Annotated in this window: 14 protein-coding genes; 11 read left to right on the top strand and 3 right to left on the bottom strand. The window is 61.3% G+C overall.

The genetic code is table 11. The features are described 5' to 3' along the window. Positions 1 to 3: 3 nt before the first annotated feature. From LOY35_RS14075 to LOY35_RS14050, 6 genes are all read left to right on the top strand, one after another. Entirely contained in the window at positions 4 to 807 is an 804-nt protein-coding gene (locus tag LOY35_RS14075) for a putative hydro-lyase (protein WP_258633428.1), read from the top strand. Positions 808 to 984: 177 nt separating this feature from the next. After that, positions 985 to 1,524: a hypothetical protein gene (locus tag LOY35_RS14070; protein ID WP_258633425.1), complete on the top strand. Its 540-nt coding sequence runs from the start codon at positions 985 to 987 to the stop codon at positions 1,522 to 1,524. A gap of 39 nt (positions 1,525 to 1,563) precedes the next feature. Beyond that, positions 1,564 to 2,484 carry a LysR family transcriptional regulator gene (locus LOY35_RS14065; protein WP_258633424.1) on the top strand — a complete coding sequence of 307 codons (921 nt, stop codon included), beginning with the start codon at positions 1,564 to 1,566 and terminating at the stop codon, positions 2,482 to 2,484. A gap of 288 nt (positions 2,485 to 2,772) precedes the next feature. Further along, entirely contained in the window at positions 2,773 to 3,480 is a 708-nt protein-coding gene (locus LOY35_RS14060; RefSeq protein WP_258633423.1) for an HPP family protein, read from the top strand. A gap of 134 nt (positions 3,481 to 3,614) precedes the next feature. After that, positions 3,615 to 4,721 (top strand): enoyl-CoA hydratase/isomerase family protein, encoded by a 1,107-nt coding sequence (locus tag LOY35_RS14055; RefSeq protein ID WP_258633421.1) that lies wholly within the window; start codon positions 3,615 to 3,617, stop codon positions 4,719 to 4,721. Between the two features lie 3 nt (positions 4,722 to 4,724). Continuing rightward, positions 4,725 to 5,876 carry an acyl-CoA dehydrogenase family protein gene (locus LOY35_RS14050; protein ID WP_258633419.1) on the top strand — a complete coding sequence of 384 codons (1,152 nt, stop codon included), beginning with the start codon at positions 4,725 to 4,727 and terminating at the stop codon, positions 5,874 to 5,876. 132 nt (positions 5,877 to 6,008) lie between these two features. On the opposite strand, the gene LOY35_RS14045 is transcribed toward LOY35_RS14050, so the two are convergent. Then, complete coding sequence (locus LOY35_RS14045) at positions 6,009 to 6,935, bottom strand: Gfo/Idh/MocA family protein (RefSeq protein ID WP_258633417.1); 927 nt, start codon at positions 6,933 to 6,935, stop codon at positions 6,009 to 6,011. 258 nt (positions 6,936 to 7,193) lie between these two features. Here LOY35_RS14045 and LOY35_RS14040 point away from each other — a divergent pair, with 258 nt between their 5' ends. The 3 genes from LOY35_RS14040 (at position 7,194) to LOY35_RS14030 (ending at position 9,833) form a co-directional block, all read left to right on the top strand. Continuing rightward, entirely contained in the window at positions 7,194 to 7,622 is a 429-nt protein-coding gene (locus LOY35_RS14040; RefSeq protein ID WP_258633416.1) for a DUF2628 domain-containing protein, read from the top strand. Positions 7,623 to 7,877: 255 nt separating this feature from the next. After that, complete coding sequence (locus tag LOY35_RS14035) at positions 7,878 to 8,876, top strand: response regulator (RefSeq protein WP_258633414.1); 999 nt, start codon at positions 7,878 to 7,880, stop codon at positions 8,874 to 8,876. A gap of 3 nt (positions 8,877 to 8,879) precedes the next feature. Next, on the top strand, positions 8,880 to 9,833 hold the full coding sequence (locus LOY35_RS14030) for a diguanylate cyclase (RefSeq protein ID WP_258633412.1): 954 nt from the start codon (positions 8,880 to 8,882) through the stop codon (positions 9,831 to 9,833). A 3-nt stretch (positions 9,834 to 9,836) separates the two neighbouring features. Here LOY35_RS14030 and LOY35_RS14025 read toward each other — a convergent pair whose 3' ends face one another. Further along, positions 9,837 to 10,706, bottom strand: a complete 870-nt coding sequence (locus tag LOY35_RS14025) for a LysR family transcriptional regulator (RefSeq protein ID WP_258633410.1) — start codon at positions 10,704 to 10,706, stop codon at positions 9,837 to 9,839. A gap of 114 nt (positions 10,707 to 10,820) precedes the next feature. Between LOY35_RS14025 and LOY35_RS14020 the strand changes: the two genes are divergently transcribed. Next, complete coding sequence (locus LOY35_RS14020; protein WP_258633409.1) at positions 10,821 to 11,429, top strand: LysE family translocator; 609 nt, start codon at positions 10,821 to 10,823, stop codon at positions 11,427 to 11,429. Positions 11,430 to 11,504: 75 nt separating this feature from the next. Here LOY35_RS14020 and LOY35_RS14015 read toward each other — a convergent pair whose 3' ends face one another. After that, complete coding sequence (locus LOY35_RS14015; protein WP_258633407.1) at positions 11,505 to 12,473, bottom strand: MBL fold metallo-hydrolase; 969 nt, start codon at positions 12,471 to 12,473, stop codon at positions 11,505 to 11,507. A 283-nt stretch (positions 12,474 to 12,756) separates the two neighbouring features. Between LOY35_RS14015 and LOY35_RS14010 the strand changes: the two genes are divergently transcribed. Next, positions 12,757 to 13,230, top strand: coding sequence for a (2Fe-2S)-binding protein (locus LOY35_RS14010; protein ID WP_258633406.1), 474 nt, complete (start codon positions 12,757 to 12,759; stop codon positions 13,228 to 13,230). Positions 13,231 to 13,238 lie beyond the last annotated feature (8 nt).

Genomic DNA, 13,238 nt, shown 5'->3' with positions numbered 1-13,238 from the left:
TTGATGTCCCTCCCAGCCCTGTCTTTTGAACAACTGCAACAATACGACCCCCTCGCCCTGCGCCAAGGCATCGCTGCCGGCCGGTACCAAGGGCACACCAGTGGCCTGGGCAAGGGACGGGTACAAGCCAATATCGTGATCCTGCCCGGCGATTGGGCCAACGAGTTCCTGCGCTACTGCACGCTCAATCGCCAGGCCTGCCCGATATTGGACGTGACCGAACCCGGGGATCCGTACTTCCGCAACCTGGGCAACGCCATCGATATCCGCCACGAAGTGCCCCGTTACCGGGTCTTCCGTGACGGCGAGCTGAGCGAAGAGCCACTGGATATCGAGCACCTGTGGCAGGACGACATGGTCGCCTTCGCCCTGGGCTGTTCGTTCTCCTTCGAACAACCGCTGCTGGAAGCCGGCATTCGCCTGCGGCACATTGATCTGGGCCGCAACATCGCCATGTTCCGGACCAACATCGACACGCGCCCCACCGCCCGGCTCTCCGGCAAGATGGTCGTGACCATGCGGCCGATGAAAGCCGCCGCCGCGATCCAGGCGATCCAGATCACCGGGCGCATGCCCAACGTCCATGGTGCCCCGGTACACATCGGCGACCCATCATTGATCGGCATTCAATCCCTGGACACACCGGACTACGGCGACGCCGTGCCGATCGAAGCGGATGAAATCCCGGTGTTCTGGGCCTGTGGCGTGACCCCGCAATCGGTGGTCCAGGCCTCCCGTCCCCCGCTGTGCATCACCCACGCGCCGGGCTGCATGCTGGTGACGGATTTGTGGAATAGTGCTTTGTAGACTACTCGGTTAACCACACACCCTGTGGGAGCGAGCCTGCTCGCGATAGCGGCGGCAAGCTCGGCATCGAGTTGCCTGACCCACCGCCTTCGCGAGCAGGCTCGCTCCCACAGGTATTGGGTTGCTTGAACCTTGTTTATTAGAACAGCCCTTTTTTCAACCCGACATGGACAACCGATGAACACGGCCCAACGATCGATCCAGCAGTACATCCACGCCAAGGACGGCAACCGCCCTCACCTACTGGACCAGGCCTTCACAACCAATGCCATCCTGGACATGATCGTGCGCACCGGCTCAATCTCTTTTCCAGGGCACGTGGAAAGCCGGGAAACCATTGGCGACGTTCTGGTCAGGCGCTTTGGCCAGACCTTCGAAAACGTCTATACGTTTTGCCTGGGCGCGCCGCCTTCCGGGAATGCCAAGACGTTCCAGTGCAAATGGCTGGTGGCGATGTCGGACAAGAACAGCGGCGAGGCCCGGGTCGGTTGTGGGATGTATGACTGGCAGTTCGAGCCTGAGTCCAACCTGGCCGAGGGACTGACGATCACCATCGAGCACATGGCTACGTTGCCGGCAGCTGACCTGGCGTCGGTCATGGCGTGGGTCTCGGCGCTGGACTATCCGTGGTGCGACGTTCGTGCGCTCATGAACAGCGCGCCGGATACCGCGGGGCTCGGAGCGGTGCTCCAGTATGTGGCGACCGAAGCGCTGTAATCGACTGATCACCAATCCCCGTTTCAAGGAGCCGCCGACGTGAATATCAAGTTTCTGGAAACCTTCGTATGGGTCGCTCGCCTGAAGAGTTTCCGGCTCACGGCGGAGAAACTCTTCACCACCCAGGCGTCCATCTCCAGCCGGATCGCGGCCCTGGAAGATGAAATGGGCGTGCGACTGTTCGTGCGCGACTCCAAGGGTGTTTCGCTGACCTCCGAAGGGCAACGGGTGCTGGAATATGCCGAGCGCATCATGGACACCATGCAAAGCATGAAGGCCGTGATCCAGGATCCGCGCCAGGTCCGCGGCCGGATCCGCATCGGCGCCATGGATACGGTCATCCACACCTGGCTCAGCCCGTTGGTGACGCACCTGATGGAATGCTATCCGGCCCTGGAAATCGAACTGTCGGCCGACACGGCGAGCAATCTCTGTTCCCAACTGGAGAAAGGCTATCAGGACATCATTTTCCAGACCGATATCCTGCGCCTGGACAGCGTGCGCAATGCACTCCTGACTCGTTATCCGATGCACTGGGTGGTGCGCACCGGCTCTGTCTATGATCGTCGATACGCCTCGCTGGAGGATTTGTCCCAGGAACGCATCGTGACGTTCTCACGCAACTCGCGACCCCATCAGGACATTCTCAACCTGCTGCACTCGGCGAATATCGTGTCACCGCGCATCAACTGCGTGAACTCGGCCTCGGCCATCACCCGCCTGGTTCGCGACGGCTTCGGCATCGGCGCCATGCCGGCGGCGCTGGTACAGGGCGAGCTGGCCCAGGGCACCCTGACTTTGATAACCGGCGTGCCGCTGCCCTCGGTGATGGACATCGTTGCCAGTTGGCGCACCGGCGCGGGAATGGAACGGGTAGAAGACATCGTCAGCCTGACCCGGGAGGTGGTGGATGACTTCGTCAGCGCATTGCCCGCGGGGTACCGGCAGGAGGCGCAGTAGGCTTCCCTGAACCACTGTGGGGGCGGGCTTGATCAGCGCAACATTGATTCAAGCTGGCCCACCGCTTTCGCGGGCAAGCCCGCTCCCACAGACGATGTGGCAAAAGCGCTTGAACACACTGTTACCTCAAAATAAATGATCTCAAACAGCATTAATATGAATTTGTAAGCAGGGATGGCGAACGTCACACTGTGCATCGTTCCTCCCCCAACTGTTGGAACACTTAAAGGGCTTTCAGGGATTCTCCTGTAAGCCCCTTTTTTTGTTCGTTTTTTGGATCTCTGCTCAATGCTTTCTCGCTGGCTCCCCGCTGCTATCAATACCCGTCCCACCGAATGGAGCCGTGCCGCCATTGGCATGGCCCTGGGGGTCATGTTCAGTGTCTGGCTCTGCGGCCAAGTGTATGGCCTCGAAGTGGCGCAGCACCTGATCGGCCCTCTCGGGGCTTCGGCGGTGCTGCTGTTCGCGGTGTCTTCAGGCGCCCTCGCCCAGCCCTGGTCAATTTTTGGCGGTTACCTGTGTGCCTCGGTCGTAGGGCTGCTGGTGGCCCATGTGCTGGGACGCACACTGGGCAGCGCCTGCCTGGCAGCCGGCATGGCACTGGTGTTGATGTGCTGGCTGCGCTGTATTCATCCCCCGGCCGGCGCCCTGGCGGCGACGTTGGTGCTGGCGGATGCGTCCATTATCGCCCTGGACTGGCAGGCCCTTGGCGCGGCCATGCTGGCAGGTTCCGCCCTGCTGGTCAGTGCGCTGGCCTACAACAACCTGACGCGGGTGCGCTACCCGAAGCGGGCCAGCGAACCGGTGGCCGTCATCCCCGCCGACCATCCCCCCGTCGACCGTCAGGCCATTACCGCCGAGGACTTGAAACTGGCTCTTGCGGAAATGGAAGCATTCTTCGACGTAACCCCTGAAGATCTCGAACAATTGATCCATGCCAGCGAGCGAAATGCCAAGCGCCGCAGCATCACGGAGGTGCTATCGGGTCGCGACTGAGCCTGTGGCTGCTATAAATATGCAGACAGGACCTGCACGTATACCGGTTGTGCGAGGCAATTTTGCACTGTTACGATCCCGACCGGATACGCGCGACACAATTCATAAAGAACAATAAAAGCAGGGAGTTAGCGATGACTGCTCAGGTTTCATCCCAAGCCACAGGGAGCGTCGAAGTCGTGGCCTGTGAGGTGTTGGTCGAGGTTCGCAACCACATCGGCCATTTGACCCTGAACCGCCCCGCCGGCCTCAATGCCCTGACCCTGGGCATGGTGCGCAGCTTGCAGCAACAACTCGATGCCTGGCTTGCCGACCCGAATATCCACGCGGTGGTGTTGCGCGGCGCCGGAGACAAGGCGTTCTGTGCCGGTGGCGATATCCGTTCGCTCTACGACAGCCACAAGCAGGGCGACACGCTGCACGAAGACTTTTTCGTCGAGGAGTACGCCCTCGACCTGACGATTCACCATTACCGCAAACCGATCCTCGCCCTGATGGACGGTTTCGTCCTGGGCGGCGGCATGGGCCTGGCCCAGGGCGCGGACCTGCGGGTGGTCACCGAACGCAGCCGCCTGGGTATGCCCGAGGTCGGCATCGGTTACTTTCCGGATGTCGGTGGCAGTTATTTTCTGCCGCGCATCCCCGGCGAGCTGGGCATCTACCTCGGGGTTAGCGGTACCCAGATAAAGGCGGCCGACGCGTTGTACTGCGGGCTGGCCGACTGGTACCTGGAAAGCCGCAAGCTCGCTCAACTCGATGAGCGTCTCGACCGGCTGGAATGGAGCGACATGCCGCTCAAGGACCTGCAAAGCCTGCTGGCGAAACTCGCCGTGCAGCAACTGCCGGCCCCACCGCTGGACGACCTGCGCCCGGCCATCGATCACTTCTTCGCCCTGCCCGATGTGCCGAGCATGGTCGAGCAACTGCGCCAGGTCACCGTCGCCAACAGCCATGAGTGGGCGCTGCAAACCGCCGAACTGCTGGAAACCCGCTCGCCCCTGGCCATGGCGGTCACCCTGGAGATGCTGCGACGTGGCCGCCACCTGAGTCTGGAAGACTGTTTTGCCCTGGAGCTGCACCTGGACCGGCAATGGTTCGAACGCGGCGACCTGATCGAAGGCGTGCGCGCCCTGCTGATCGACAAAGACAAGAAGCCACGCTGGAACCCGCCAACCCTGGATGCGCTGGACGCGAACCGGGTGGCGAGTTTCTTCGACGGCCTCGATCACCTCGGGAATTGAGCCATGCACGACCTCGAACTGACTGAAGAACAAGTGATGATCCGCGACATGGCCCGGGACTTTGCCCGTGGCGAAATCGCGCCCCATGCCCAGGCGTGGGAAAAGGCCGGGTGGATCGACAATGGCCTGGTGGCGAAAATGGGAGAACTGGGCCTGCTGGGCATGGTGGTACCCGAGGAGTGGGGCGGCACCTACGTCGATTACGTCGCCTACGCCCTGGCGGTGGAAGAGATCTCCGCCGGTGATGGCGCCACCGGGGCCCTGATGAGCATCCACAACTCGGTGGGTTGCGGGCCGGTCCTCAATTTCGGCACCGATGAACAGAAACAGACCTGGCTGGCGGACCTGGCGAGCGGACAGGCCATTGGCTGCTTCTGCCTGACCGAGCCCCAGGCCGGCTCCGAGGCCCACAATCTGCGCACCCGCGCCGAACTGCGGGACGGTCAATGGGTCATCAACGGCGCCAAGCAGTTCGTCAGCAACGGCAAGCGGGCGAAACTGGCGATTGTGTTCGCGGTGACGGACCCGGACCTGGGCAAGAAAGGCATTTCGGCCTTCCTGGTCCCGACCGATACACCAGGCTTCATCGTCGATCGCACCGAGCACAAGATGGGCATCCGCGCTTCGGACACCTGCGCCGTCACCTTGAATAACTGCAGCGTTCCCGAAGCCAACCTGCTGGGTACTCGGGGCAAAGGCCTGGCCATCGCCCTCTCCAACCTGGAAGGCGGCCGGATCGGCATCGCGGCCCAGGCGCTGGGCATTGCCCGGGCGGCATTCGAGGCAGCCCTGGCCTATTCGCGGGATCGGGTGCAGTTCGACAAACCGATCATCGAGCACCAGAGCATCGCCAACCTGCTGGCCGACATGCACACCCGCCTGAATGCCGCCCGCCTGCTCATCCTCCACGCCGCCCGCTTGCGCAGCGCCGGCAAACCCTGCCTCTCGGAAGCCTCCCAGGCGAAGCTGTTCGCCTCGGAAATGGCCGAAAAGGTCTGCTCCTCGGCGATGCAGATTCATGGTGGGTATGGCTATCTGGAAGACTATCCGGTGGAACGCTACTACCGCGATGCGCGGATTACCCAGATCTATGAGGGGTCGAGCGAGATACAGCGGATGGTCATTGCCCGGGAGTTGAAGAACTACCTGGTGTAAAAGCATCGCGAGCAGGCTCGCTCCCACAGGGTCCGGTGGAGTACGCAAATGCGCGTACCCCACAGATCCCATGTGGGAGCGAGCCTGCTCCGGGCGGCGATCCGACGATAGCGGTGTATCTTTACAGCGCGATCAATCGTAGAACGGTTCAACCAACGTCCGGCTGCCGACAAAAAAGCTATCCGCCACCAGTCGCAACGGTTGCAGGTCCAGGTCGCTGGCCTTGTCGGCGATCAGCTGTTGGAAGTGTCGATACACTGCCGCGTACTCGCCCTCCTCCGAAACCGCCTGGCGCACGCCATCGATGCTCAACAGGGCGCCGCCGTTGTCCAGGCGCAAGGTGCCTTCGGCGCAACGAATCTCGATGCTCCAGAGTTCATCATGGCCGTGGTCGAAATCGAACTCCGCGCGGATATCGAGGTGGCGCGCGTCCGACATCTGGATGCTCGCGGCAATAGGTGACTGGCAATTATCGGGAACCCGCAGCTGCGCCGACTTGACAAACAGCGGTCGTGGCAACAGATGGGTCGCGATCGACAAGGCATTGATACCGGGATCGAACACGCCCAAACCACCCGGTTGCCAGATCCACGCCTGGCCGGGATGCCATTTGCGCACGTCTTCTTTCCAGTCGATCTGCACACTCTGCAGGGTGCGGCTGGCCAGCCAGTCCCGGGCCGCTTCGATGCCGGGCGCGTAGCGCGAGTGCCAGGCGAACAAGGCACTGACGCCCTGCTCTTCAGCCTGACCGACCAACGCCATCGCTTCGCCGAGGGTAGCGCACGGCGGTTTCTCCACCAGCACGTGTTTGCCGGCAGCCAAGGCCTGCTCCACCAGCGCGAATCGACCCTGCGGCGGCGTGCAAAACGCTATCGCATCGACCTGGGGACCGCTGGCAAGCAGCTCACCCAGGGACTTGAAATTCTCTACCCCGGCACAGGGCTGCCCTTGCGTGGCGACCGCCACCAGTTGAAACGCGGGATTGGCGTGGATGGCAGGGACATGTTGATCCTGGGCAATCTTGCCATAGCCCACCAGACCGAGACGAATCGGTTGCATCTAGGACTCCTGATTTTTTGTATTTGTGATCGGCCAGCAAACTAGACGTAAATCGCCTGGCAGACAATGGGGCAGCGGAATTTCCTGCGTGTCGTGTTACCGATGCGGCCATACGCGCAGTGATAGTGATGCGCATCACAGATCAAACGGGCGCCGGAAACGCCGAAGGGGCTTTTTTCTTCATAAACGCTTATAAAGCGCTCAGGAATTCGCGGAAGAAAAGCTTTACCACTACATGGACCACAGGAGCCGTAAAAAATGAGCACCACCGAACAAGTACAAGGTACTGGCAAGTACAACGCAAAATGGCAGGAACGCTTTAATTTCTTTGATACCTACGGCGCGCCGAACGACCCGCGACACAAGGAAGCCTTCAAGGCGCTGCCAGGCTTCAAGAAAAAGATCCTGATCAATGCCAACGTGATTGCCTTCTTCTTCGGCCCGATCTACCTGTTCGTCCTGGGGCTCTGGAAGAAGAACCTGGCCATGATCGGCATCATGATCGGCCTCAGTATCGCAGTGAGCGTGATTTTCGGCCTGATGGGCACGGAATCTCCGCGGGCGCTGGATTCGGGCATGAGTGCCGCCTTCTCGGTGATGTACGCGATCATGACCAACTACGCGTACTACCTGAAGGAAGTCAAAGGCGAGCAAAGCTGGAACCCGTTCGAAGGTATGCGCTTCTGATCGCAGCTTCCGGCCGTTCAAGAGCCCGCACCTCGTCATGAGTGTGCGGGCTTTTTGTTTCCGAAGCCGAAGAATCCCGGATGAATCCGTGTAGTCGTTCCTGCTGCGAATATTCGTGTCGAACTTCCCGGACGATCGCTTGTTCAAAAAGTAAAGACCGCTGAAGCTCTGGCGAGTCCATAACCCTGACGATTAGGCGGTCTTTGTCAGACTATGGCATGATCTCCTAGTACTTTCCCTGATGAGAGGCAGGCTGTGTCAGAGATTCCCCTAGTGGTGTGTGATGACTCCAACATGGCCCGTAAGCAGGTGTTACGGGCACTGCCGGCGGACTGGTCGGTTTCCATTACCGAGGCCAGTAACGGTCGCCAGGCCATGGAGGCCATACGCAAGGGGCTGGGCCAAGTGGTGCTGCTCGACCTGACCATGCCGGAGATGGATGGTTACCAGGTACTGAGCGCGCTGCGCACCGAAGGATTGAAGGCACAAGTCATCGTGATTTCCGGTGACGTCCAGGAGGAAGCGGTACGTCGCGTCAGTGAGTTGGGCGCATTGGCCTTCCTTAAAAAGCCTTTCGACGAAACCGAACTGCGCCAGACCCTCAACCGCCTGGGCCTGCTGACCCAATCAACACAGACGCCACAGCAGCATCGCTCGACAAACAACACCGCCATCCATTTTCATGATGCGTTCCGCGAGACGGTCAACGTTGCCATCGGCCGGGCCGCCGCCCTGATTGCCAAGGTCCTGGGCGTCTTCGTTCAGTTGCCGGTGCCGAACGTGAACATCCTCGAAGTCGGAGAGCTGCACATGGCGCTCGCCGATGCCGGCAGCTCCCAGCAACTCACAGCCATCTGCCAGGGCTTTATCGGCAGCGGCATCGCCGGCGAAGCCCTGCTGATGTTCCATGACTCGGAAGTCGCCGATATCGCGCAATTGATGCAGCGCCAGAGCGCCGACTATTCGGACCTGGAAATGGTCCTCGACCTTTCCAGCGTACTGATCGGCGCGTGCCTGAGCAGCATTGCCGAGCAGATCGACGTGGTGTTTTCCCAAGGTCACCCGCAGGTGCTCGGCCAGCATGCGGCGATCGACGAACTGATCCGGGTCAACCAGACCCGCTGGAAAAAAACCCTCGCCGTGGAAATCAGCTACAGCCTGGAAGGCCACGACATTCGCTTCGACCTGTTATTGCTGTTCACGGAAGACTCAATCGAGCGGTTGACCCACAAACTCGCTTACTTGATGAGCTAAGCCATGAACAACCCTGTTGATCTGAACGAATTCCATTGGTTGCTGGCGATTGTCCAGAGCATTGACGTCGGCGTGGTGGTGCTTGACCGCGACTATCGGGTACAGGTCTGGAACACGTTCATGGAGAACCGTTCCGGGGTCCAGCCGAAGGACGCCCACAACCAGCACTTCTTCAGCCTGTTTCCCGAAGTCGACCACAAATGGTTCAGCCGCAAGGTGGAAAGCGTCGCCGCCCTGGGCACACCCGCCTTCACCGTCTGGGAGCAGCGTCCGTACCTGGTGCGGTTCAAGAACTACCAGCCGATCACCGGCCACGAAGCGTTCATGTACCAGAACACCACCCTGCTGCCCCTGCGCTCCCCCGACAGCAAGATCAACCATATCTGCCTGGTGATCTATGACGTCACCGACGTCGCCACCAACCGGCATCAGCTCCAGGCCGCCAACGCCCAGTTGCAGCTGCTGTCCAGCACCGATCGGCTGACCGGCCTCTACAACCGTGGACATTGGGAAGAGAACCTCAAGGCCGCCTATGCCCGGCATCAGCGCTATGGCAACAATTCCAGCCTGGTGATGTTCGACATCGACCACTTCAAGCGGGTCAACGACACCTACGGTCACCAGGCAGGCGACAAGGTCATCGAGCAGGTCGCTCGCCTGGTCCGTGAACATGTGCGTGACTCCGATGTTGCCGGACGCTATGGCGGTGAAGAGTTCGGCGTGGTGCTTTCGGATACCGACAAGGCCGGTGCACGGATGTTCGCCGAGCGGCTGCGCAAGGCCGTCGAGGAGATGGAGGTGTCGTACGGCGACCAGGTCATCCGTTTCACCATCAGCCTGGGGGTGGCCGACCTGAGCCAGCCGTCCAACAGCCACGCCGACCTGATCGCCTGGGCGGACGAAGCGTTGTACACCTCCAAGAAAACCGGGCGCAACCGGGTGACGGTACGCGAGTAACCGCTATGTTGCCTGCTGGCTCCTCAACGCACCGATGATGAAGGCGTGAAGGCTGTTCACTGCCTTCGAGCCCCGAGAGGCTCGACTGCGAAAGACCGACACTTCCATCGGTTGTATGCCGCCCAGATCGTGTTCGTTGCCGAGCACTTGCAGCGAGGCCGGAACACTGCACTGGGTGATGGCAGCGATGGCAATCCCACCTTCCACCGCCGCGACTTGGCCTGCGAGGCTGGAGCTGTTGTAGACCACTTTGTACCGCCGGCCCAGCAGCGTTAACGAATTGACCGCGTTGCGCCGGGCCAGACTGGCGCTTTCGTAGACCGCAATAGGGATCGGGTCGCGCCGCCAGAGCTCGAACTGGGGCGACCCTACCCACACCATGGGTTCCTTGAACAGAAATGTACCCCGTTGGGGGGAATCCCTGGAAACCAGCGCCAGGTCCAGGTCCCCGTTCATCACCCGTGGAATCAGGGCCGTCGACTGCTCGCAATCCAGTTCTATTTCGACGCCCCCGTATCGGGGAGCGAAGCGCTTGAGCACAGGCGTCAGGTACTTGGCCGCATAATCCTCGGCAACGCCCAGCCGTATACGCCCGGTCAGTTCTTCGCCATGGAAGGCGGCCTGGGTTTCGGCATGCAGCGCGACCATGCGCCGCGCATAGCCCAGGAGGGTCTGCCCATCGAGGGTCAGTTGCAGGTGCCGAGGACCGCGACTCAACAACTGCCGCCCGAGCGCCGTTTCCAATTTCTTCATCTGCATGCTCACAGCGGACTGTGACCGATGCACCTCAAGGGCCGCGCCTGACAGCGAACCGGCGTCCACCACCGCGACAAAGCACTTGAGCCAATCCATCTGCAAATCGCCGGAAGGCATGTCCATCACCTCTATTCGATAATCGAATGTCTAAGCCATGAATTATGCGCTTCCGTTGAACGGGTTTCACCAGCAGGATGCGGGAGAGGACGTTGCTTTTCACTGGAGAACATCATGCCCTTCGAGACCTGGCTGCTCTATCTGGTTACCTGCTGCGGCATTGCGGTGGTGCCCGGGCCCAACGCGCTGCTGGCGCTGACCCACGGTGCGATCCATGGCAACCGCAAGACCCTGTTCACCATCAGCGGCGGTGTGTCGGGATTCGCGGTGATGCTCTCGTTGTGTGCCCTCGGGCTGGGTGCATTGATCCAGGCCTCCGTGACCTGGTTCATGGTGCTAAAGATAGCCGGCGGGCTCTATCTCATCTGGCTGGGCCTGGGGTTGTGGCGGTCGGCGCCGGTTGCCCTGGACGTGGATGCCGTGTCAGGGGCCGGCCCCTGGTCACTTTTCCGGCAGGGCCTGTTGTCGGCGGTCTCGAACCCCAAGGCACTGTTGCTGTTCACCGCATTTATCCCGCCCTTTCTTGACCCGCACAGGAACCTGCTCGCCCAGACCGCCACCATCGCGCTGACCTACGCGGTCGTGGAGTTCATCGTCGAGTACATCGTGGCCACGGCGGCGTATCGGGTCAGGCCGTGGCTGGCCAGGGCCGGACGTCGGTTCAACAAGGTCTGCGGCGGTTTTTTCGTGGCGTTTGGCGTGGTGCTGCCCATCCATTCCTGATCCAGGGCACAACCTCAGGCTGGACGGGCTGCACGACACATCAAAGACGCCGACGTCATGGGGTTGCATTACGGCTCAGTAATCCCAGAAAGCCGCTACCCAGCGAAACGCATCTCCCTCCACCGCCACCCTTCCCACTGACGGAAACGGCAAATGCGTGGCGACCAGCAGCTCACCGCTCGCCGCCGCTTCCTGCATGAGCCGGACCCGAACGCGAACGGCTTCCTCGGGGTCATGTTCAAAACCGTTGTGCCAGTCGGGATGGTCGAAGGCGACCGGGAACAGCGCGTCACCGGCAAAGGTCAGCCGCTCACCAGCGGAGGTCACATGGACCACGCTGTGCCCCGGAGTGTGTCCCCCCGTCAGCTTGGCGACCACACCCGGTGCCACCTCATGCTCGTTTTCGAACGTGCGCAGCTTGCTGCCGTAGACCTTCATGAACTCGTCGGCAGTAGCCCGCAGTACGTCCGGCACCGGCGATGGCATGGACGTCAGGGTGAAATCAGGTGACGCCCAGAACGCAACTTCGATGGCCGCGACGTGGATCCGCACGTCCGGGCGCAGCCGGTTCTTCACTTCGTCGACCAGCAGCCCGCCGATATGGTCCATGTGCATGTGGGTGATGACCACGTCGGTCACGGACCCCAGATCGATGCCGGCGGCCGCCAGCCGCTTCGGGAACTGTCCGGCGCGTGGAAAGCCGGGAAACTGCCCGCCCAGCCCGGCATCGACGAGTATGGTTTGCTCGCCGCTGCGCACCACCAGCACGTTCAGCGCCCAATCGAACGCATCCGGGCCCAGGAACATCTCCTTGAACCAGGCTGCGCGAGCCGCCGGATCGGCGTTGGTGGACATCGTCGTGGTCGGCAGCGGCAGCACGCCATCGCTGACCACCAGCACGTCGATATCACCGACCCGCACGGCATAACGCGAAGGCACCAGCTCTTCAATGTTCAATCCCGTTGGGGCCAGGTGCATGCCCGGGGCCAACTGACCGTTGCTTTTCTCTTCCTCGTGAGTGCGGTAGTCCAGATGCGTTGTCATGGTCACTCTCCATAAGTTTGAGGTTCAGGAATCCGCCGTTCCCTGCGCGAGAACGACGGAATGCCTGGGGAGTGAGTGTGTGATGCGGCGCGCAGTGTCCGATACCGTACGAGGGTATAGCGCACACGTACCTTAGGCTGACCGATCCAAACGTAAAGATAGAAGGACTGCCCCACCGGCCAATTCGCAGGATCGGGCAATCATCAGCCTGAATTGTGCAATGTGCCGGGGGGATTCCTTCCTATAGTTGATCGGAGCCAAACCTTGCGGAGCAGGTCCCACCATGAGCGCCCTCAACATCAATGGCCGTGAATACACGGTCGACGTCGACCCTGGCACCCCGATTCTCTGGACATTGCGTGATACGTTGGGCATGACCGGCACCAAGTTCGGCTGCGGCGCAGCCTTGTGCGGCGCGTGCACGGTCCACCTGGACGGCCAGGCCATCCGCTCCTGCGTGACGCCGATCGCCGCCGCAGAAGGCAAGAAAATCACCACCATCGAAGCCGCCACCAACGGCAGCGATCCGGTCGGCACGGCGGTGCATGAAGCCTGGGTCAAGCATGACGTCGCGCAATGCGGCTACTGCCAGAGCGGCCAGATCATGAGCGCGACCGCATTCCTCAAGACCCAACCCAAGGGCAAGCAACCCACCGCCGCCGAGATCGACTCGGCCATGGCCGGCAATATCTGCCGCTGCGGTACCTACGTCCGTATCCGTGCTGCCGTGGCCGATGCCGCCAAAGCCCTCGCCTGACCGGAGCG

This window comes from Pseudomonas sp. B21-028 (assembly GCF_024749045.1).
In the GTDB taxonomy this organism is placed as follows: Bacteria; Pseudomonadota; Gammaproteobacteria; order Pseudomonadales; family Pseudomonadaceae; genus Aquipseudomonas.
Note: the sequence above shows the minus strand (reverse complement) of the source record. Positions and strands in the feature narration are given on the sequence as shown.